This window comes from Flavobacterium sp., assembly GCF_046293665.1.
Classification (GTDB): domain Bacteria; phylum Bacteroidota; class Bacteroidia; order Flavobacteriales; family Flavobacteriaceae; genus Flavobacterium.
In genome coordinates, this window is sequence record NZ_JBKBOL010000003.1 from 94,958 (window position 1) to 117,362 (window position 22,405).

Genomic DNA, 22,405 nt, shown 5'->3' on the forward strand with positions numbered 1-22,405 from the left:
TTTGCTTGTCACCACAATCGAACTGACGAAAAAGATATAGCGGAAAGCGGGATTAGCTCCTACTTATTATTATCAATTACATAATTCAGTACTTTTTGAATCAAATGCACTCGATCTTTACCGGTTACGTTGTGTTTGTGCATTGGGTAAGGGAAATAATCGACTTGTTTACCGGCTTCTACAAATTTCTTTACTAACGATAAATTGTGCTGTTCAACCACTACATCATCATTGGTTCCGTGAATTAAAAGCAATTTGCCTTTTAGGTTTTTTACGTAATTGTAAACGGTAGTTTCTTCAAAACCTTTTGGATTTTCGCTTGGTGTATCCATATAACGCTCGCCATACATCACTTCGTACCATTTCCAATCGATTACCGGTCCGCCGGCTACACCAACTTTAAAAATATCAGCTTTGCGCAACATCAAAGAAGTGGTCATGAATCCGCCGTAGCTCCAACCGTGAACGGCCAAACGGTTTCCATCAACATAAGGAAGCGATTTTAAATAATCTACGCCTTTTAATTGGTCGTCCATTTCGTTGGCACCCAAGTTGCCGTGGATGATACTTTCAAAAGCAAAACCTCTGTTGTCAGAACCGCGATTGTCAACCGTGAAAACCAAATAGCCTTGTTCAGCCATCCAATACATCCATAAATTGGCACCGTCTAAATACGAATTGGTAATCATTTGCGCATGCGGTCCGCCATAAACATACACTAAAACAGGATATTTTTTATTTGGGTCAAAGTTACTCGGCTTGATTAAACGCGTGTACAAATCGGTTGTTCCGTCGGCTGCTTTGATAGTTTTGATTTCAGCGGTTCCGATTTCGTAGCCTTCATATTTATTTTTGCTTACTAATAGCGTTTTGGCTTTCAAGTTTTTATCATACAACAAGGATTTGGATGGCGTGTCGTGATTTGAAAATTCGTCAAAAAACCAATTGCCATCAGCACTCGGAATCACATTGTGAATGCCTTGGTCTTTGGTAATTAAAGTTTGCTTTCCTTTTAAATCGACTTTATAAACCAACATATTGGTTGGATTTGGACCAGTGGCTTTGAAATAAATTTCAGTTCCGGCAGTGTTGGTGCCGATGATATCGCGTACTACGAATGGGTTGTTGGTCAATTGTTTGATCAATTTTCCTTCGATAGTGTAATAGTACATATTTTGGAAACCGTCTTTTTCACTGAACCAAACAAAGTTATTCGACTTGGCATTTGGGAAAAAAGCATCGTGTTCCGGTTCAACCCAACGCGGATTTTTTTCGTTCAAAAGAGTTCTTACATAAGCTCCTGTATTGGCGTCATACAGATTTAAATTCATATCATTTTGACCGCGATTTAATTCGGCAATCAAAATGTATTTTTCATCCGGTGTCCAAGAAAGATTCGTTAAGTAATCGTCTTGGTTGCCTCTTGGGGTAATGAAAACTGTTTTTTGGTTGGCTAAATTGTAAATTCCAACCCGTGGTTTTTCGCTTTTTTGACCAATCATCGGATATTTGATGTTGACCAATTTTCCCGGTGTTTCGTTGATATCTAGTAAAGGATAATCGGCTACTTCGGTTCCATCTTTTTGGTAGAAAGCTAAAAACGAAGCTTTTGGTGACCAAAAAATTCCGTTGCTAATCCCGAATTCATTACGAGCTATGGATTGTCCCGATACAATTCCTTTGTTGGTTTCGCTGGTTACCGTTACTTTTTCGCCTTTACTATTTAGAAAGTATAAATTGTTTTCTTCAGTAAAAGCCAAGTTGACTTTATTGCTGTCGAAAGTAGTATTTTCAGCTGTTTCCGGAGCTTGTTGGATTAGTTTACCGGTTTTTGCAGTTAGGTTGTAATTGTAATATTTACCATTTTCAGTCACCATAAAAGTGTTGGCATCTAGCCATTGTAAACCAAAGAAGTTTCTCAATTTGGTTCCTAATGCAGAATTTAAGTCAGCCAAAGTAACCAATTCTGTAGCAGTATCATTAGTGGTTGAAGCCGTTTTCATTTTGGTCCATGCATCGGTGTAGAATACGTATTTATTGGTATTCGGAATCCATTGAAAACCGGTTAAACCATCCGCTTTGAAAGCTCGACCTTGTTGTAAAACTGCTTCTTCGAGTGTGATTTTTTTGAGTTGTGCTTGTGTGGTTATAGCCACAAATAAACTAACGAAAAGGATAATCTTTTTGTTCATGTAGTAAAGTTTTTGTTGGTCGTAAATGTATAAAAAAAGGACAATCTTTTTTGAATATTATCCTTTGTTTATGATGTCGTTAACGATTTTTAAATGGTGTTTGGTATGTAGTTTTAAAAACCAGATGGTGGTTTTCAAATTCAAATCACCAAAAAATGGATGGGTGAAATAATTGTTTTTGTTAAGTGAGTCTAAATCTGAAATGTTTTTACGAGCCAATTCTAATTTAGATTTTAACTCATCAATGGTTGCAGTTTCGATTGGTCTCACTAATTTTGGAGCTCTTACTTTTCCTCTAGGAATTTTGTTGGTGATTTGAATATAGGTTCGAATCCATTTGAATTTCCATTTGTAGTGGTCAGGATTGGAATTTTTGAGTTGTTCAATCACACCGTTGATGACTAATAAACTGTGGTCTAGTTGCCAGCCAATAGTAGATTGCGAAACCTGTTCATTTGCTTTTTCGTGATGGGGAATGTGGCTTTCAATTTGGTTGAGAAGTTTTTGGAGTTGTTTCATCTTTTACAGTTTGAAAAAATCCCAAAAACCGATTGGCATTTGGGATTTATTATTTAGCAATTTTGATTTTTAAATATTTCCATCTTCGTTTTCTTTGTCCAAATATTCCTGAACAATATCAATGGCGTTGGTTACCACGTCGCTCAAAGCAGTGATGAATGTGCCTTCTTGTGCGCTGTTGATGGCGTGTTTGATGGCTTCGACTTCTTTGGCAATGATTTCGTGAGTAACCGTTCTGCCCGAAGCATTAATCCCTTCCATGATTAAACCGATGATTTCTTCTTCGGTTCGACCTCGTAAGTATTTTTCTTGGCGGATGATGATGTGGTCAAACATGCGGGCGGCGATTGTCGCACATTCTCTAATATCTTCATCTCTTCGGTCACCAACACCGGCAATGATTCCGATTTTCTTGGTAGCATCGACAGAAGTTAAAAACTCTTCTACACCGCGATAACCTGATGGATTGTGCGCAAAGTCGATTAAAACTTTGAATTTTTTAAACTCAAAAATATTCATACGACCCGGAGTTTGCGCCGCACTTGGTATAAACGTTTGCAACGACAAACTAATGTCTTCGGTTTTGAATCCTTGCAGATAAGCCGCTAAAGTTGCAGCCAAAGCATTCGCAATCATGAATTTTGCTTTTCCGCCTAAAGTCAATGGTACGTGTGTGGCGCGTTCGACTCTGATTTTCCATTCGCCTTTTTTGATGGTGATATAGCCGTTTTCATAAACCGCTACGGTCTTTCCTTCTTTGGCAAATTGCAGTACTTTTGGGTTGTTTTCGTCCATACTGAAATAGGCGATGTTGCAACTTAACTCGTTGGCGATTTTCAAACATTGCTCGTCTTCGGCGTTTAGAATCGCCCAACCGTCTTTTTTTACGGAACGAACAACGGTGGCTTTTACTCGAGCCAAATCGTCTAAAGTGTGAATATCGGCCAAACCTAAATGGTCTTCTTGTATGTTGGTGATGATAGCGATATCACATCGGCTGAAACCTAAACCTGAACGCAGAATTCCACCGCGTGCGGTTTCTAAAACGGCAAATTCTACCGTTGGATCTTTCAAAATATATTCGGCTGAAAGCGGTCCGGTCGTGTCGCCTTTTTCCATCATGTGGTTTTGCACATAAATTCCATCTGATGTGGTGAAACCCACTTTGTAACCGTTATTTTTTACGATATGCGCCAATAATCGGGTAGTGGTGGTTTTTCCGTTGGTTCCGGTTACGGCTATAATTGGAATGCGACTTGGTTTACCCGGTGGATATAGCATGTCGATTACCGGTGCGGCCACGTTTCTTGGTAAACCTTCGCTTGGTGCTAAATGCATTCGGAAACCCGGAGCAGCATTGACTTCCAAAATACAACCGCCGTTTTCTTTTAATGGTTGGGTTAAATTTTCGGCCATGATGTCAACCCCACAAATGTCTAAACCGATTACACGAGAAATTCTTTCGCAAAGGAAAATGTTTTCCGGGTGCATCATATCGGTAACGTCTATGGATGTTCCGCCGGTGCTTAAGTTGGCGGTAGATTTTAGATAGACAATTTCACCATTCTTTGGGACAGAATCAACGGTATAGTTTAGCTTTTCTAATAAGTCTAAGGTATCTCTATCGACGTCGATTTGGGTTAACACATTTTCATGTCCGTAACCGCGTCTTGGATCTTTGTTGGTTTCTTCGATTAAAGTTTGAATAGAATCTTTTCCGTTTCCGACTACGTGTGCCGGTTCTCTTTTGGCTGCAGCAACTAGTTTGTTGTCGATTACCAAAACCCTAAAGTCAAAACCGGTAATGAATTTTTCTACAATTACTCTTCGGCTGTATTTTTGGGCATAGGCCAAACCCGAAACGGCATCTTCCCAAGTTACCACATTGATAGAAGCGCCTTTTCCGTGGTTGCCGTCTAGTGGTTTGATTACAATTGGGTAACCGATTTTTTTGATAGTGGCTTCTAAATCTTCTTCGTCAACACAAATACCGCCATTGGCTACCGGAATGGAAGCTAAATCTAACATTCGCTTAGTTTGTTCTTTGTTGCAGGCGATATCTACTGCGATGCTGCTGGTTTTACACGTAATCGTAGCTTGAAAACGCATTTGGTTTACGCCATAACCTAGTTGTACTAAAGAATTGGTACCTAATCGAATCCACGGAATATCTCTGGCAACGGCTTCGTCAACGATACTTCCAGTTGAAGGACCGAGGCGATCGCGTTCGCGGATTTCACGCATTTTTTGGATGTCGGCTTCTACGTCGTAATCGGTTCCGGCGATTAGAGCTTCGGCTATGGCTACGGAGCTTTCGGCGGCGAACATTCCGACGTTTTCTTCGGTGTAACTGAATACTACATTGTATATTCCGGGTGTTTTGGTTTCTCTGGTTCTTCCGAAACCGGTTTCCATGCCGGCTAGGGTTTGAATTTCTAAGGCGATGTGTTCAATGACATGTCCCATCCAAGTGCCGCGTTCGATTCTGGAGAAAAATCCGCCACGTGTTCCTTCGGAGCAACGGTGCTCAATCATGGTGGGAAACATGGCTTCTATGCGTTCGCGAAAACCTTCAATTTTGTTGGTTGGGAATTGTTCCATTTCCTCTAAATCCAATCGCATTTGGATTAATTTTTTGCGTTGTACACTCCAGATATTCGGTCCGCGTAATGCTTGTATTTTTAGAATCTTCATGTTTTGGAATAATTTGTAATGTTAAAGGGTAATGATTTTGTTAAAAATAGGAAATATTTGTTTTTGGGCGCTACTTTTTTTGCAGAAAAGCTAAAAAGATGTTTTGGTCCAAAGTGTTTTGTCTTTGGAATGTTGATTTTCAGGTTTTTAAAGTGACAGATACAAAAGACCATGGCTAATTAGCCCCGATGGAAGTGGCACCTTGTAGAACGGACAGCGGGAAAATGGATAACAAATAAGCGCCAGCCTTTACGCTTCTGCAATAAAATGGGAGATTTTTTGGTACAACGCTTTGTCGTGCATGCTGTGGCCAAGTCCTTGGGTTTCGATATAAGTCGAGTTTTTCCAAGCGGAGGCGTACATTCTGCCTTCTTCTACGAGGATGACGTTGTCCTGAATGTCATGGGCGATGATGGCTTTTTGGGTAAATTTTTCGGCGAAAAGATGTCCGGCAAAGTCATTAATGTGAATGTCGAATTTTTGCTGATAATAGTTTTCCAAAAGTCCTTTTACCCTGTTGTTCAAACTTAGGATATTGATGAAGTTATCGCTGATTTTTTTGAAGCTTGACGGAGCGCCGAGCAATACGATTTTATCGATGTGATCGTTGGGAAATTTGTGCAAATAATACGTAATCGCCGCGCCGCCGATAGAATGACCGATGAGCGTTTTTGGGTTGTATTTTTGGGCTAAAACGTGGATGAATTCGGCATAACGTGGCGCATTGAATTCTTTTCCGGAACTCAATCCGTGTGCTGGTGCATCGATAGCGATGATGGTTTTGCCTAATGGTTTGAGGTGATTCAGGAGTTTTTTCCAGCGAGATGCGTTGCTTTCCCAACCGTGAAGTAATAAAATAATCTCTTCTGAGCCTTGCCAAATGTAGGTTTGAAAATCTTCGCCGTCGTAATGTAAAGTTTCTTGTTGGGCGTTTTGTAAAGTTTTGGGCAGTTTTCCGTTTTTGATTTTTCCTTTTCGAGGTTGGCTGAAAATGTCGTAAGCAATTTTTTTAGCCTTTTCCGGATGGAAATAGCTGATTAGGTTAATGTATATACCAACCGATTTGGTGATTAAAAAATACTGGATTTTCTTCATAAAAAAATCCCGAGCGAGTCGGGATTAATTATTATAGGTGAGCAAATAATTTTTGCATTTTTTCTCTTTCTTCTTCTGCTAATGAAGCATCTACTAGGATTCTTCCTGAATGCTCATCGGTGATGATTTTTTTGCGAGCAGCGATTTCAACTTGGGTTTGTGGTGGAATCGTAAAGAACGAACCTGCCGATGCACCACGCTCAATAGACACTACTGCTAAACCGTTGCGAACGCTTGAACGGATTCTTTTGTAAGCGGCCAATAATCTTTCTTCGATTAAGGCTTCGTATTCGGCTGATTTTTCCATCAAGAAGTTTTCTTCTTTTTGGGTTTCCGCCATGATATCGTTCAACTCTGCTTTTTTGTGTTTTAAGTGGGAAGTTTTTTGGTCTAATTTTTCTTTAGAACTTGCAATTACTTCTTTTTTATGATCGATAGAAGCTTTTAATTCTTTGATTTGTTTTTCAGCCAATTGGATTTCCAACTCTTGGAATTCTACTTCTTTAGTTAAAGAATTAAATTCTCTGTTGTTGCGAACGTTTTTTTGTTGTTCGGTGTATTTTTTGATGGCTGCTTGATGCTCTTCGATAGCACTTTTTTTGCTTTTGATTTGGTCTTCAATCGTAACTAAATCGCTTTTTAATTTGTCTAAACGAGTGCTTAAGCCGGTAACTTCATCTTCTAAATCTTCCACTTCTAAAGGTAATTCTCCTCTAACGTTTCTGATTTCATCAATTCTGGTATCTATGATTTGTAGGTCGTAGATAGCTCTTAATTTGTCTTCAACACTTAGTTCTTTTGTAGTCGCCATATTTTATAAGTACTTAACTGGATTTGTATTTTCTTCCGAAAAAATGATGGCAAAATTAAGGATTTTTTTCTTAAGAAAATCAACAATATAATTTTTTGTAAATCTTTCGCTTTCAAAGTGTCCGATATCGGCTAAAACCAACTGATTTTCAGCTTCGTAAAAGTTGTGGTACTTTAAATCGGCAGTCAGGAAAATATCAGCTCCGGCTTGTTTGGCATTGCTGATAGCAAAACTTCCGGAACCGCCAAGAACGGCTACTTTTTTAATTGGTTTACCTAATAATGCGCTATGACGAATGCCACCGCATTGCATTTTATCTTTTGCAAAGGATAAGAATTCGGTTTCGTTCATTGGTTTTTCGAGTTCGCCAATCATTCCGAGACCAATATTTTGGTGGTGGTTTTCTAATTCGTAGATTTCATAAGCGACTTCTTCATAAACATGATTGGTGAATAACGCTTTTAGGACTTTGGATTGCAAATGTTTTTCAAATGTCACTTCGATTTTGATTTCTTCATTTTCTACAAATTCGAAGCGATTCCCAATTTCAGGATAGCTGTCTTCGTTGCCCATATAAGTTCCGATGCCTTTGGAGTTAAAACTGCAATCTTCGTAGTTACCAATTTTTCCGGCTCCGGCGTCGAACAAAGCGTTGCGTAAGGTTTCTACGTTTTCCGGAATCGTATAAGTAACTAGTTTTTGGATGAAATTCTTTTTGGGCACCAAAATTTTGGTATTGGTTAAACCCAAAGCGTCACTGAAAATTTTGTTCACACCGTGCTTGTGATTGTCTAAAGCTGTGTGAACGGCATAAATAGCGATATCATTTTTGATGGCTTTTAGCACTGCTCGTTCAACGTAATTTTTTCCGGTAATTTTTTTCAATCCGGAAAAAATGATAGGATGGAAGCAAACCACCAAGTTGCATTTTTTGCGAATTGCTTCATCGATTACATTTTCCAACGCGTCGTGGCAAACTAAGATTCCGGTGGCTTCTGTATTGGCATCACCAACCAGTAAACCTACGTTGTCAAAATCTTCGGCATAAGCCAAAGGCGCCATTTCTTCAAGTATATTGAGTATTTCTTTAATCTTCATTTTTAATTTTTAACTGATAACTGTGACTGCGACCGAAAACTAACTAAGTTGCCCATTCGTTTAAATAGTCTTTGATAATCCACTCATCGTTTACTTTTTCCAGCAATAGGAAAAGGCCACTATTGCGAACTATGTTTCGGTAAAAAGCAACTTTAACTAGTGCATATTGGTTTTGGGCAAAATAAATAGGTTTGTTAACAATAAGCAACCGCTGATTGTTTTCTGTATGTTTTTTTGAAATTTCTTGGAATTCTTCTAATGATAGACAGGCATTGACTTTGCTTTTCAGATATTGGTTTTGGTTGTCAAAAAGGATGTTGTATTCTTTCGACCAATCTTCATTGGTGCCAAATACGATTTGTTTTTTGATTTCGACAGCATTTTTTTTCAATAAGTCGTTTTTAGAAATCACATCCAATACTTCTTCATTATTTGGTGCTTTGCCGCAATAAAAATTTAAAAGTTGTAATCGGCCTTTGGCAATAACTTTTTCATTTTTATAGTATTTGGTAAAAATGATTTTAAGTATAGCCGTATTGTCTTCTTCTTGTGAAAAAGATATGGTCGTGAGGAACAAAAAACCTAATAGAAAGTGTAGGCTGAGTAGTTTCATTAGTTATTGGAACTGTAATATTTTCATTCAAAGATAAAAAATCGTTACTTTCGTACTATGATTTTGTTGCGAAAATTACTTTTCCCTTTGGCCATACTTTATGGCTTTATTACTTCTGTTAGAAATTATCTTTACGATAAAGGTATACTAAAATCGTATTCTTTCGACATTCCCGTGATAGCTGTTGGAAACCTCAGTGTTGGCGGAACAGGGAAAACACCTCAAATTGAGCATTTGATTCGGTTGCTTTCTCCATATTATAGAGTGGCGACTTTGAGTCGAGGTTACAAAAGAAAATCGGAAGGTTTTGTTTTGGCTGATGCCAATGCCAATGCAGAAATTATAGGAGACGAACCGTTTCAGTATTTTCAAAAGTTTCCACAAATACAAGTTGCAGTCGATGCAGATAGGCGTAACGGTATCTCTCAATTATTGGCACAAAAAGAAAAGCCTGAAGTTATTTTACTCGATGATGCTTTCCAACACCGAAAAGTAAAAGCCGGATTTTATATTCTCTTGACTTCTTATGACGATTTGTTTTGTGATGATTTTATCGTGCCAACGGGAAATCTTCGCGAAAGCAGAAATGGCGCTAAAAGAGCTAATATGATAATTGTCACCAAATGTCCGCCCAACATTACTGAAATTGCGCAGGAAAATATCAAGAGAAAAATAGGTTTAGACTTGCCGGTTTTTTTCAGTTTTGTGGAGTATGATGATAAGATTTATAATCAAAAAGGCAGTTTAGCCGTATCTGAAATCAAGTCACAAGAAAAATTATTATTGGCCGGAATTGCTAAGCCTAAACCATTTTTTGATTTTTTACAATCTGGAAATGATGTGGTTATGACTTTTGCTGACCATCATCATTTTACCGAAAGCGATATTTTAAACATAAAAAGCCAAGCAATCGACAATATTATCGTTACAACCGAAAAGGATTTTGTACGTTTGGAGGCTGAAATTTTTGCAGCGCAATTATATTATTTACCAATTAAAAGTCAGCTTGTGAATAGCAGTGAGACTTTTGACCAAATTATTTTAAATTATGTGGGAACTTGTACAAGAAACCGTTAATTATATCAAGAATAAAACCAATTTCACTCCGGAATACGGTGTGATTTTAGGTTCAGGATTAGGCAGTTTTACCGATGACATCAATGTGGAATTTACTTTGCCTTACAACGAAATACCCAACTTTCCGGTATCAACGGTTGAAGGTCACAAAGGCGCTTTGGTTTTTGGCACCATAGGCGATAAAAAAGTCGTGGCAATGCAAGGCAGATTTCATTTTTATGAAGGCTATTCGATGCAAGAAGTTACTTTTCCGGTAAGAGTGATGAAGTATATTGGTGTTAGCAAACTCATTGTTTCCAATGCTTCAGGCGGTGTGAATCCGAATTATAAAGTTGGAACAATTGCCATTATTACCGACCATATTAATATGATGCCCGAACATCCGTTAAGAGGGAAAAATGATGCCCGTTTCGGACCGCGTTTTGTGAATATGAATGAGCCTTACAGTCCAAAAATGATTGCCAAGATTAAAGAAATTGCCAAAGCTTCGAATATTGAAGTACAAGATGGAGTTTATATGGGATTGCAAGGACCGACCTTTGAAACTTTGCACGAGTATAAAATGGTCAAAGTCATTGGCGCTGATTGTGTCGGAATGTCAACAGTTCCGGAAGTGATTGTGGCACGTCACATGGAATTGGAGACTTTCGGGATTTCTGTGATTACAGATATTGGCAGCGAAGAACATTTGGAAAATATTACCCATGAAGAAGTGCTGAAAGCCGCACAAGAAGCAGAACCTAAAGTAAGGCAGTTAATCAAAGAATTGATTCTGCAGTACTAAACCAAATTCTGAGCAATTACTCGGTAAAAATTTTCCGGTTCGAAAGGCTTCGTAATTACGTCAGTCATTCCGAAAGACAAGAGCATTTCACGGTTTTCGTTAAGCGAAATAGCGGTAAGTGCAATGATTGGTTTTTTGGTTTCAAACTCTCGAATATTTTGCGTAGCAATGGTTCCGTTGATTCCGGGTAAATGCACGTCCATTAATACTAAATCAAAATCATTTTTGGCCCGCATGACTTCAATGGCTTCTTCACCGTTGTCAACGATTTTGCATTTCATCCCTTTATTCTCGAGCATTTTTTTGGTGACCATCTGGTTGATTTTGTTGTCTTCAACAACCAATACATTTTTCCCGACTAAAATATCATCAGTGTAGAATATTTGTTTTTCCGGTTGTACTTTTTGGCTTCCATTGAGCAAATTGAGTTCGAAAGCGAAAGAAGTTCCTAGGCCAACTTCACTTTTTAATCCAATTTCGCCTCCTAACAAATCCACTAACTTTTTTACGATGGTTAAGCCTAAACCGGTTCCGCCATATTTTCGATTGATTTCAATGGAACCTTGAGAAAAACTATCAAAAATGGTTTCTTGTTTTTCTTCGGGAATTCCGATTCCGGTATCTCGAATTTCAAAGTTGATTCGGGTAAAATCACTGCCTTGGTCAACTAATTTGGCTATGACATTTACCTCGCCGTTTTGAGTAAATTTTAAGGCATTATTGATTAAATTGATAAATATTTGTGACAATTTTGTCGGATCGCCCAATACTATTTCAGGGATTTTTTCATCTATGTCTAAAGTGAATTTATTGTTGTTTTTGGAAGCTATTTCATTCATCGAATTCTGAATATCGGTCAGTAATTGCTTCAAATTAAAGTCGATGTATTCGATTTCAATATTGTTAGAGTCAATTCGGTTAATTTCGAGAATTTCATTGATGAAAGTCAACAAATAATTTCCGGAAAACTTCAAGGAATTCAAGTAATGCAACTGGTTTTGTTTCGGATTGTCTTCAATCAGCAAATGTGTAATTCCATTGATGGCGTTTAATGGCGTTCTTAATTCGTGACTTACGGTTGAAAGAAATTCTGCTCTGGCTTTAGAGGCTTTTTCGGCTTTTTCTTTGGCCATTTGTAGTTCGAGGTTTTTCTCTTGAAGTAGTTCGTTGGAACGTGTGCGAATGATGTTGTTTTTGTATAATGATAAACTCAAGAGCGATAAAATAGAGATTAAAGCAATTGCTAAAATACTGATTAGCTTGACAAATTTATTTGTTTTTTGTTGGGCTTCATTCTCTTTGGTCATTTGCTCAAGGGCTTTCATTCGCTCACTTTCTTTGAATTCTTGGTAATCATTAGCATCTAGCTTTTGGTTACTCATAAGCTGAAGACTGTCTTTAATTGCAAGGTGTTCTTTTAAATAATCATGCGATTTTTTGAGGTTCAAGAGCTTTTCATTGGTTCGACTAAGCGATAATAAAATATTGGCTTTTTGGTCTAAATTGTTGTCTCTGACGTTTAAGGCCAATGCTCTATTTAAGTAATTTATGGCAAGGTTATTATGGTTTAAACTTTCTTCAATGATACCCATTTGGTATAAAGCTTCGGCTTTGGTATTGTAAATGTCTTCGAGGTCTGATTTTGAAATGATTTCATTGAAAAGTTTCGAAGCCAATTCGGTTTTGCCTTTGTTTTTATACAAGATTCCTTTTTGAAGTTTTAAAGGTTCGGAAGCATCTATTTTCAAAATATTATAAACGGCTTGTGCTTTGTTGAAATTGAGTTCTGCTTTGGCAAAATCGTCTAAATTCATGTAACACATTCCCATATTGTAATAGCAAATGGCTTGTTGACTTGTTGGCGGAATGGAGCTCAATAAAGCGGCACATTTGGCAAAAATTTCAACGGCATCATTGTATTTTTTGAGTTCAAAATAGGTTGAGCCTAAAGAAAACAAAGCATCTGATTTTTGTTGGGTATCGCCTTTTACTTTGGCATAATTAATTGCTTTTTGAGAGAAGAACAACGAAGATTTGTAGTTGTTGATTTTTTTGTTAAAATGGGACAATTCTATGTAATAAGCTGTACTGTCTACAGCTGTAGTAATTACTTTTCTTTGCCCAAAGCAAAGAGTGTGAAATAGTAATATGAAGAATAACCATCTCATAGATTTGCAGGTTTACATAGGATTTAGGTTTATAAATGTAACGAAATTATTTTTTCAATAAAATAATCAAGTCAATTATTCGCGAAGAATAACCGATTTCGTTGTCATACCAACCTACAACTTTTACCATTTTACCAATGACAGAAGTGAGTTGCGCATCAAATAGGCAAGAGTTTTGGTTGCCCAAAATATCAACGGAAACAATTGGATCTTCCGTATAAGCGAGAATTCCCTTTAAATTAGTTTCTGCCGCATTTTTGAAAGCCAAATTGATTTCTTCAATGCTAACCTGCTTTTTGACATAACAAGTAATATCTGTTAACGAACCATCAGGCACAGGAACGCGAATACCGCTACCGCCGATTTTCCCTTCCATTTCGGGAAAAATTTTGGTTAAGGCTTTGGCTGCACCGGTTGTAGTTGGCACAATTGACTGACTAGCACCACGAGCGCGACGTAAATCTTTATGTGGTTGGTCATGCAGACTTTGGTCAGTCGTGTAGGAGTGAACTGTCGTGATGTAAGCTTGTTCGATGCCGCACAATTCGTTGATGACTTTGATCATCGGCGCTGCGTTATTGGTTGTACAACTGGCGTTGGAAACTATGAGTTCTGTTCCGTCAAGAATGTTTTCATTGACGCCAAGCACGACGGTTTTAATTTCTGGTACTTCGCTTGGCGCGGAAAGGATTACTCTTTTGGCTCCGACCGAAATATGCTGGTTGATTTCTTCGAATGTTTTGTATTTACCCGTACTTTCTACTAAGAAATCAACGTTTTCCCATCTCAAATTATTAATTTCTTTTTCGTGGAAAAAAGTATACTGTTTTCCATCGACAATGATTGAATGCTCATCAAATGAAACTTCATACGGTAAAACTCCGTGAATGCTGTCGTATTTGATTAAATGTGCCATCGTACGATTGTCGGCTATGTCATTAATGGCAACGACTTCAATATTAGGATGGTTTAAAAGTAATCGGAATAAATTTCTTCCTATTCTTCCGAAACCGTTGATGGCAATTTTTATTTTCAAACTCGTAATTCGTAATTATTAATTAGTAATTCTAAAGAATATGTTTTTCGGCGTGATAAGACGAACGCACCAATGCGCCGCTTTCTACGTGACGGAATCCCATTGCTTTGCCGATTTGTTCGTATTTCTCGAATTGCTCCGGTCTGATGAATTCTTTTACGGGTAAATGTTTTTTGCTGGGTTGCAAATATTGCCCGATGGTTACAATATCTACGTCATTATCACGCAAGTCTTGCATGGTTTGAATGACTTCTTCTTCGGTTTCGCCTAAGCCAAGCATGATGCCCGATTTGGTTCTTTTGATGCCTTGTTGCTTTAAGTATTTCAATACGGCCAAACTTCGGTCATATTTTGCTTGAATTCTAACTTCACGAGTCAAACGGCGAACGGTTTCTACGTTATGCGAAACTACTTCCGGATTGGCTTCAACGATTCTGTCGATGATTCTTTCTACACCTTGAAAATCGGGAATTAAGGTTTCCAATGTCGTTACAGGATTCATTCTGCGGATAGCTTGTACGGTTTCGAACCAAATAATCGAACCCATATCTTTCAAATCATCGCGGTCAACGCTGGTGATTACGGCATGTTTGATTTTCATGATTTTGATGGAGCGCGCTACTTTTTCGGGTTCGTCCCAATCTACGGTTTCCGGTCTGCCGGTTTTTACACCACAAAAACCACACGATCGCGTACAGATATTGCCCAAAATCATAAAGGTTGCGGTGCCTTCGCCCCAACATTCGCCCATATTAGGACAACTGCCGGAAGTACAAATCGTGTTGAGTTTGTATTTATCAACTAAACCGCGAAGTTCAGTGTATTTTTGACCGATTGGCAATTTTACTTTTAACCATTTAGGTTTACCGACCGGTTGGTTGCTTTCGAGTACTGATTCCATAGTTGCAATTTTCGAGAGGCAAAGATACGAAGGTTAATGTTAGAATGTAGTTAATACGGTTTGGATTTTTTATGAAAATAAAGCCCATATCACTGTTATTACTTTGATTTATCAATCGATTTATTTTACAATTAATATTAGAAATAAAATAAACATTAAGATTGAGATAGTGATATCCGCATTTCTTATTAATGCCGGTTTTGATGTTGTAAAAAGTAAAATGCTGATTAAAGGTCTAAGTAGAAGTTGTCCGCCGATGATTAGGAATAATATTAAAAAATATGTTGGAACCACAGAAAAATTGCCATCAAGGGCAGCATAAAACGTACGGGTTAATCCACAAGTTTTGCACGTTAACCCTTTTGCAGCATATACACATTGTATTGTAAACCAATTTAGTTTAACGAACAGTAATAGGCAGAAAACAACTAAAAAAAGTAAAGTATTAATATAATGGTATTGATTTATATTTTCATTTGATTGAGTCTTTGGATATTTCGTTAATCGAGTCATTGTGTGCTTTTTGTTCGTATGATTTAGCAAGAGTGTCCATTACTTTTTCTACCATGGCTGAATCCACTTTTTTGATGGTTTCTTCAATTTCACTTTTAACTTTAAAGACTTCTTTATAAGTGATATACTGAAAAATGGCAATACCCATGGCTAAAATTCCAATAATCATTCCTGCAAGCGAAACATTGTGGTTAGTCTTATTTTGTTTGGCATGAAGAAAGGCAATCAAACTGAAAATGGAAGCTATCAGAGCAGGTATGAAAGCATAAAATCCAATACAAGGAATTAATGAGAAAAGTAAAGAAATTATAGCTAGTACTAACCCTATAATACCAAAAGGTTTTGGGTTTCCTGAAAATTGTATATCCATTTTTTTAAGTTTAGATTATTTTAGACAGATTGAAAAATCAATAGATTATAAATGCGAATATAATGATTATTCCACAAAATCCATATGACGATTATGCGTCTCACTAATAGTCAAAGTAGCATAAATGCCCAAAGCAAATGCAATCAAGCCTACAACGGCTGCGGAGACAATTACGGTATGGGTTTGCTTTAAATAATCGAAACCAATCAACATAATCGGAACCGTACCACGAACCATATTCGGAACGCTGGTTGTTGCTGTGCTTCGCATGTTGGTGCCAAACTGTTCTGCGGAAACTGTAACAAACATCGCCCAAAATCCACAACCTAAGCCAATCCATCCACAATAGAAATAGTACATATTTTCAGATTTGTTTCCGGAGAAAAGAAGTAAAGCAACACCAACAAATGTGAATATAAGCATATATAAAATAGTTTTCTTCCGCGAATGCAACGCTTGTGATATAAAACCACAGGAGAAATCACCGACTGAAGTGGAAATATACGTCCACATTATCGCTTTTCCCGGATCGATGGAAGTGATGCCCATTTCAGGCGCAAATTGGTTAGCCATAAAAACTAAAATTCCAATGCAATACCAAATGGGAACGCCGATTAAGATGCATTTTAGGTATTTGACAAACAGTGTTTTTTTGGTAAAAAAAGATAAAAAATCCCCTCTTTTAATTGAGCTGTTTTCTTTGATAGTTTTAAACATACCGCTTTCAGCAACGCTGATTCTTAGCACCAATAACATCAATCCCAATCCACCGCCGATAAAATAAGCAGTTGTCCAACTGCCGGCGAGTTCGACTGTAAATTGTGCTACAACGGCGCCTAAAACGCCAAAACCTGCTACGATGGAAGTTCCGATTGCACGAAGTTCTTTAGGAAGCGTTTCGGAAACCAAGGTAATTCCGGCGCCTAATTCGCCAGCTAGACCAATTCCGGCAATAAATCGCAACCAAGCATAAATTACACCTTTGTCAGCAAAATCCATTTGAGGTAAAAAGCCACAGGCAATATTGGCTAAAGAATAAACGATTATGGAACCAAATAAAACCGAAAGCCTTCCTTTTTTATCACCAAAAATCCCCCAAACAATACCGCCTAAAACTAACCCAATCATTTGGTAATTCAGAATCATAGTGCCAACCGTATCAGCTTCTAAACCCATATCGTTCAAACTGGGAATACGAACAATTCCAAATAACAATAAGTCATAAATATCCACAAAATAGCCCAAAGAGGCAATAATAACAGGAAAACTGAACAAGTGTTTCAATTTTTCCTCACGGGTGAATTGTTGCATTTTGTTTGATTTGTTTGGATAAATATAGAAATAAAAATAAAAACCTGCATAGTTAGAAAACTACACAGGTTTTTGTAATAAGATTGTATGTTGCTTGGTTATAGATCTAATGCCTTTTTGGTCTTTGGCATCAAACCGTCTTTGTGTAGCAAAACAGATATTGCTTTTAATTTAAGATAAGAAACACTCATGTAAACAAATCCGTTTTTCCCTGATTGGGTTCCCCAAGAGTTTTTGACTTTATAGTATACATTTCCTTTTTGGTCTTTGGCTTTGCCAATGATATGCATTAAATGGTCATCCATTGTGTTGTAATTTTCAAATTCCGTTTGGCGATAATCTGAAGTGATTTCTTTTTCCGGTTTGATTTCGTCCAAAATAGCTTTGGCATCTTCAGCTTTTTCCGGAATAACTGCTATACCTTTGGGACCGGAAAAAGTTGTTTCACTAACATCGCTATCAATAGCAAGTGTAAATCCTTTTTCAAGCGCATAATCAATGTTTTGAATAAATTCATCTAAAGGCAAATTGTAAAAGAATCCATTGGAAAAATTATCCGGAATATTCAGGATGAATTTAGAATAAATAGGTTCGTGCGTAAAAGAAGTAATGGTTACATAATCGTTTAAATTGATTTTGTAATCAGTTAAAAATGTTTTGGTGTCTATTGGCTTTTCGGTTGCTGATTTACCCATGTATTTGTCTAAAACCGCAATGTAATCAGTTTTCCAAGTCGGATATTTTGCAGGCGTTTCTGCTACGGTTTTTTTAAGGATTTCTTCCAATTCTACTGCCATTTTAGAATGGTCATATGGGTCATTCGGATTTATTTTTCCTGAAAAATCGCTTTGTAAAACAATACCATATTTTCGGGCGCTATTGATTACATCATGATTTAATCCGCCTTCGCCAAATTGGGTTTTCCCCTGGCGCATGACATAATTATCTGCTTTGTCGATGTAAATGTTTCTCACATTATACATTTCAGATAAGTCGACGGATTTACCCGTTGTTCGAATGATTTCGGCTTCTAAAAAAGAAGTTGTAGAAAAACTCCAACAGGTTCCTGTTTTTTGTTGGTCAACGACTTCGGTACAGGTGATTTCTTTAATGGTTTGAAAATCATATTTTTGAGAAAATGTATTTAAACTGAAAAATAATGATAAAAGAAGCAGCAATGTTTTATTCATAAGAATCTGATTTGTGATGACGTTAAAGTCAAAAAATGATTTATTTTTACGCTAAAATAATAGTTTTAGTTTGCTAACGTTTATTTTTAACTAAAATATATGAATCCTATTTAAACCAAATTTTACATGAGCACAATCAATTGGATTACCGCCAAAGAATTTGAAGATATCACTTATAAAAAATGTGACGGTGTTGCCCGAATAGCATTTAACCGACCTAATGTTCGCAACGCTTTCCGTCCGAAAACCACTAGCGAATTATATGATGCTTTTTACGATGCCATGGAAGATACTTCTATCGGTGTTGTTTTGCTTTCCGGTGAAGGTCCGAGTACTAAAGATGGTGTTTGGTCGTTTTGTAGCGGTGGCGATCAAAAAGCCCGTGGTCATCAAGGCTATGTTGGCGAAGACGGTTATCATCGATTGAACATTTTAGAAGTTCAGCGCTTAATTCGCTTTATGCCGAAAGTGGTGATTGCCGTAGTTCCCGGTTGGGCTGTTGGCGGCGGACACAGTTTGCATGTGGTTTGTGACCTGACTTTAGCCAGTAAAGAACACGCCATTTTCAAACAAACGGATGCCGATGTGACTAGTTTTGACGGTGGCTACGGTTCGGCTTATTTGGCCAAAATGGTCGGCCAGAAAAAAGCCCGTGAGATTTTCTTTTTAGGCAGAAATTATTCTGCTCAAGACGCTTTAGAGATGGGAATGGTCAATGCTGTTATTCCGCATGAGGAATTAGAAGATACGGCTTACCAATGGGCTCAAGAAATATTAGAGAAATCGCCAACGTCAATTAAAATGTTGAAATTCGCTATGAATTTAACCGATGACGGTATGGTTGGTCAACAAGTTTTTGCCGGTGAAGCCACGCGTTTGGCCTACATGACCGACGAAGCGATTGAAGGAAGAAATGCCTTTTTAGAAAAGAGAAAACCGAATTTTGGTAAAAACAAATGGATTCCTTAAATCAGTAATCAGTGTTCAGTATTCAGTTTTAGGTTTGATTTATAAAAAAATAACTCTTTAGAATATACATGGAAAACTTTACCAACGAAACCATTGATACTAAGGCTTTGCCTAGATTTGAAGCGGTTCAATTGTCACCTATCGACCCAAAATATTGGCGAGTGATTTTGATTAGTATTTTCGGCTTCTTTTTGTTGGGTATAGCCATTATGGTTACTTTATTTTTTTTAGTTGAGGAAGAAATAGAGTACAAACCATTAATCTTTTCGGCTTTCGCAGCTGTTTTAATGATTGCTTTATTGTTGTCACGGATTAGCTTCAAGAAAAAAGCCTATGCTTTCCGAAACCACGATGTGATTTTCAGAAGCGGTATTATCGCCACCAATACGATGGTGATTCCTTATAATCGTGTCCAACACGTAGCGCTTCACGAAGGATTTATTGCTCGATTTTTTGGTTTGGCTAAAGTAGAGATTTTTACTGCCGGCGGTGTTTCCAGCGATTTGGAGATTCCGGGGATTGCCAAAGAAGAAGCCGAAAACATCAAACAATTGCTAATGGGTAAAATTCAAAAGCAACTCTAATGGGAACCAATTTCAATCAGCCACAACGCCAGTCATTGGTAGGGATTTTGGTTATTTTTCTGGAAATGATTTTCCAATTTCTCAAAGCCACATGGCCAATTATTGTTATTTCTTTATTGAAAGCTGATTTTAAGTCAACTTTAGTTGTAGTCTTGATTTCATTGGCTGTAGCGGTTTACTTTGGAGTTTATTCTTTTTTAAAATACCGAAATTTTACTTTTTATATTGATGAGGAAAACGATGAGTTTATCATCAGCGATGGGATTATCAATAAAACCAAAACGACTATTCAGCTTCACAAAATTCAGCAAGTAAACATCAAGCAAAATCTGATTCAAAGGTTAATCGGTGTTTATGCTTTAGATGTTGACACAGCAGGAAGCGATAAAAAAGAAGGCGACATCAAAGCCATTTCCCATCATTTGGCATTAGCCTTAAAATCAAAATTACTTGAAAATGAAGGGAAGAAAGTTGTTGTTGAAAATGAAATTTCTCAGGAAAAAACAGAAGACTACAGCCTTCCGTTTCTTAAAATCAATTTGGTGAGTTTGCTAAAAATCGGGATTACTTCCAATTATGTCAAAAGTATTGGATTGATATTGACTTTCTTTTTTACGATTTATGAAAACCTACATCAAGCCGGTGCTGAAGATGTGATTAGTACGGATAAATTAGAGGGATTTGTGGATGAAAATTCATTATGGTATTCGGGTTTAGTCTTTGTGCTTATTATGTTTAGCGTTGTTTTTCTAATCAATGTCGGCCGAACGTTGATTAAGTTTTTCAATTATACGGTAACTAAACAAAAAGGCTCTTTAATGCTTACTTACGGTTTGATTAACACCCAAAGTACGATTCTGAAACCTGAGAAAGTTCAAATTGTCAAAGTATCTCGGAATTATCTTCAAAAGAAGCTGAATGTGCTCGAAATAAAGATAAGACAAGCCATCAGCAACGAAAAAAAAGACAATAAATCACTTATCGAGATTCCGGGTTGTAATGCTTTTGAACGTGACGAGATTCTGAAGTTATTGTTCAAACAATTGCCCGAAAAAGGTATAATGATGCAGCCTAATTTCAGAAAATTGGTTTTTTCTATATTCCTGACAATTGTATTACCTTTAACAGGTTATTTTTTGTTTGGAAAATATGCCGAACCTCAAGTGTTTGAATATGGTAATTTTGCTTTGTTTTACGCTCTTTTTATGTTGGTTTTGTTGTTTTTCGGATTCCGAAATTACAGATTGTTTGTCAATAAAAACCATATTATCAAACAAAGCGGCGCTTGGGATGTCGACAATGAAATTATTGAAATAGGAAAAATTCAAGCCATTACGACTTCGCAGTTATTTTGGCACAAAAGTTTAAACATAGGTTCGTTGACAATGCATACCGCCGGCGGAAATATTACTTTTCATTTGGGCAAATTTGACAAAATAAACGAGTATGTAAACCTTTGGCTGTATGAAATTGAAACGTCAAACAGCAATTGGATGTAGCAATAACATAAGATATCAAATATCTAAAATTTAATATTTAAAATTACTATGAAACACTGGGTTGAAGCCGCGCGAGTTAGAACATTACCACTATCGGTGTCCGGAATTATTGTCGGAAGTTTTTATGCGATGTCACAAGGTATGTTTAATTGGAACATTGTTGTTTTTGCATTACTGACTACTTTGGGATTGCAAATTTTATCCAATTTTGCCAATGATTACGGAGATGGCGTAAAAGGTACGGATAATGAAGATAGAGTTGGGCCAAAACGCGCCATTCAAAGCGGATTGATTACGCCGCAAGCGATGAAAAAGGCTATGGTGATTACTTCTTTAATAACATTGACTTTTGCTATTTTACTGATCTATTTTGCTTTTAAAGAAAGTTATCTGTTGTATTCCTTTATCTTTTTGATATTAGGGGTTTTGGCTATCGCTTCAGCCATTCGTTATACCGTTGGAAAAGGTGCTTATGGTTACCGAGGTTATGGCGATTTGTTTGTATTTGTTTTCTTCGGATTAGTGAGTGCTTTCGGCGTGTATTTTATGTTTTCTAAAACCATTGATTGGTTATTGTTATTGCCGGCAACCGCCATTGGTTTTTTGAGTGTAGGAGTTTTGAATCTAAATAACATGAGAGATGAAGAAAGTGATAGAAAAGCCGGAAAAAACACGATTGTAGTAAAAATGGGTGGCACTGCCGCAAAAAAGTACCATTTCTTTTTAGTGATTTCCGCTATGGTTTTGGTTTTGTTATTTGCGTTTTTAAATGATTTTCATTTTGACCAATACATCTTCGTAGTGGCCTATTTTCCATTGATAAGTCATTTAATCACTGTTTATAAAAATCAAAATCCGAAACTTTTAGATCCCGAATTGAAGAAACTGGCCATCAGTACATTTTTACTGTCGGTTCTTTTAGCCTTGTGCTTGATTTTCTTTATTTCAGATGTCGTTGTAAATTACGTTTAATAAAAAATA

General features: G+C 37.2%; 19 protein-coding genes. 6 read left to right on the plus strand and 13 right to left on the minus strand.

Annotated elements, in window-relative coordinates:
• Nucleotides 1-59 precede the first annotated feature (59 nt).
• The 7 genes from ACK4R1_RS06830 to ACK4R1_RS06860 form a co-directional block, all read right to left on the minus strand.
• Nucleotides 60-2,192 (minus strand): DPP IV N-terminal domain-containing protein, encoded by a 2,133-nt coding sequence (locus ACK4R1_RS06830; protein WP_409684962.1) that lies wholly within the window; start codon nt 2,190-2,192, stop codon nt 60-62.
• Between the two features lie 57 nt (nt 2,193-2,249).
• On the minus strand, nt 2,250-2,711 hold the full coding sequence (locus ACK4R1_RS06835; protein ID WP_409684964.1) for a DinB family protein: 462 nt from the start codon (nt 2,709-2,711) through the stop codon (nt 2,250-2,252).
• A gap of 69 nt (nt 2,712-2,780) precedes the next feature.
• Complete coding sequence (cphA, locus tag ACK4R1_RS06840; protein ID WP_409684966.1) at nt 2,781-5,405, minus strand: cyanophycin synthetase; 2,625 nt, start codon at nt 5,403-5,405, stop codon at nt 2,781-2,783.
• 249 nt (nt 5,406-5,654) lie between these two features.
• Nucleotides 5,655-6,500, minus strand: coding sequence for an alpha/beta fold hydrolase (locus tag ACK4R1_RS06845; RefSeq protein WP_409684968.1), 846 nt, complete (start codon nt 6,498-6,500; stop codon nt 5,655-5,657).
• 31 nt (nt 6,501-6,531) lie between these two features.
• Entirely contained in the window at nt 6,532-7,311 is a 780-nt protein-coding gene (locus ACK4R1_RS06850) for a zinc ribbon domain-containing protein (protein ID WP_409684970.1), read from the minus strand.
• 3 nt (nt 7,312-7,314) lie between these two features.
• Nucleotides 7,315-8,409 (minus strand): Nif3-like dinuclear metal center hexameric protein, encoded by a 1,095-nt coding sequence (locus ACK4R1_RS06855; protein WP_409684971.1) that lies wholly within the window; start codon nt 8,407-8,409, stop codon nt 7,315-7,317.
• 43 nt (nt 8,410-8,452) lie between these two features.
• Nucleotides 8,453-9,022 (minus strand): hypothetical protein, encoded by a 570-nt coding sequence (locus ACK4R1_RS06860; RefSeq protein WP_409684973.1) that lies wholly within the window; start codon nt 9,020-9,022, stop codon nt 8,453-8,455.
• Between the two features lie 57 nt (nt 9,023-9,079).
• Between ACK4R1_RS06860 and lpxK the strand changes: the two genes are divergently transcribed.
• Nucleotides 9,080-10,099 carry a tetraacyldisaccharide 4'-kinase gene (lpxK, locus tag ACK4R1_RS06865; RefSeq protein ID WP_409684975.1) on the plus strand — a complete coding sequence of 340 codons (1,020 nt, stop codon included), beginning with the start codon at nt 9,080-9,082 and terminating at the stop codon, nt 10,097-10,099.
• On the plus strand, nt 10,071-10,883 hold the full coding sequence (locus tag ACK4R1_RS06870) for a purine-nucleoside phosphorylase (protein ID WP_409684977.1): 813 nt from the start codon (nt 10,071-10,073) through the stop codon (nt 10,881-10,883). Before lpxK ends, ACK4R1_RS06870 begins: the two co-directional genes overlap by 29 nt.
• Here the strand turns inward: ACK4R1_RS06870 and ACK4R1_RS06875 are convergent.
• The 6 genes from ACK4R1_RS06875 to ACK4R1_RS06900 all read right to left on the minus strand — a co-directional run bounded on the left by ACK4R1_RS06875 (nt 10,880) and on the right by ACK4R1_RS06900 (nt 18,372).
• Nucleotides 10,880-13,051, minus strand: coding sequence for an ATP-binding protein (locus ACK4R1_RS06875; RefSeq protein WP_409684979.1), 2,172 nt, complete (start codon nt 13,049-13,051; stop codon nt 10,880-10,882). The genes ACK4R1_RS06870 and ACK4R1_RS06875 overlap by 4 nt on opposite strands.
• A 46-nt stretch (nt 13,052-13,097) precedes the next feature.
• Nucleotides 13,098-14,087, minus strand: coding sequence for a type I glyceraldehyde-3-phosphate dehydrogenase (gene gap, locus ACK4R1_RS06880; protein WP_409684980.1), 990 nt, complete (start codon nt 14,085-14,087; stop codon nt 13,098-13,100).
• 31 nt (nt 14,088-14,118) lie between these two features.
• A complete protein-coding gene (gene lipA, locus ACK4R1_RS06885) occupies nt 14,119-14,988 on the minus strand; it encodes a lipoyl synthase (protein ID WP_409684982.1) in 870 nt (289 codons plus the stop codon).
• 472 nt (nt 14,989-15,460) lie between these two features.
• Nucleotides 15,461-15,871: a hypothetical protein gene (locus tag ACK4R1_RS06890; protein WP_409684984.1), complete on the minus strand. Its 411-nt coding sequence runs from the start codon at nt 15,869-15,871 to the stop codon at nt 15,461-15,463.
• A 66-nt stretch (nt 15,872-15,937) separates the two neighbouring features.
• Nucleotides 15,938-17,182, minus strand: coding sequence for an MFS transporter (locus tag ACK4R1_RS06895; RefSeq protein WP_409684986.1), 1,245 nt, complete (start codon nt 17,180-17,182; stop codon nt 15,938-15,940).
• Nucleotides 17,183-17,280: 98 nt separating this feature from the next.
• Nucleotides 17,281-18,372, minus strand: a complete 1,092-nt coding sequence (locus ACK4R1_RS06900; RefSeq protein WP_409684988.1) for a C1 family peptidase — start codon at nt 18,370-18,372, stop codon at nt 17,281-17,283.
• Nucleotides 18,373-18,498: 126 nt separating this feature from the next.
• On the opposite strand from ACK4R1_RS06900, the gene ACK4R1_RS06905 reads away from it, so the two are divergent.
• From ACK4R1_RS06905 to ACK4R1_RS06920, 4 genes are all read left to right on the plus strand, one after another.
• The gene (locus ACK4R1_RS06905) at nt 18,499-19,341 is read left to right on the plus strand and encodes a 1,4-dihydroxy-2-naphthoyl-CoA synthase (protein ID WP_409684990.1); all 843 of its coding nucleotides are present in this window, start codon (nt 18,499-18,501) and stop codon (nt 19,339-19,341) included.
• A 68-nt stretch (nt 19,342-19,409) separates the two neighbouring features.
• Entirely contained in the window at nt 19,410-19,925 is a 516-nt protein-coding gene (locus ACK4R1_RS06910; protein WP_409684992.1) for a PH domain-containing protein, read from the plus strand.
• Nucleotides 19,925-21,424 carry a PH domain-containing protein gene (locus ACK4R1_RS06915; RefSeq protein ID WP_409684994.1) on the plus strand — a complete coding sequence of 500 codons (1,500 nt, stop codon included), beginning with the start codon at nt 19,925-19,927 and terminating at the stop codon, nt 21,422-21,424. Before ACK4R1_RS06910 ends, ACK4R1_RS06915 begins: the two co-directional genes overlap by 1 nt.
• Before the next feature lie 48 nt (nt 21,425-21,472).
• Nucleotides 21,473-22,396 (plus strand): 1,4-dihydroxy-2-naphthoate polyprenyltransferase, encoded by a 924-nt coding sequence (locus ACK4R1_RS06920; protein ID WP_409684996.1) that lies wholly within the window; start codon nt 21,473-21,475, stop codon nt 22,394-22,396.
• Nucleotides 22,397-22,405: the final 9 nt, after the last annotated feature.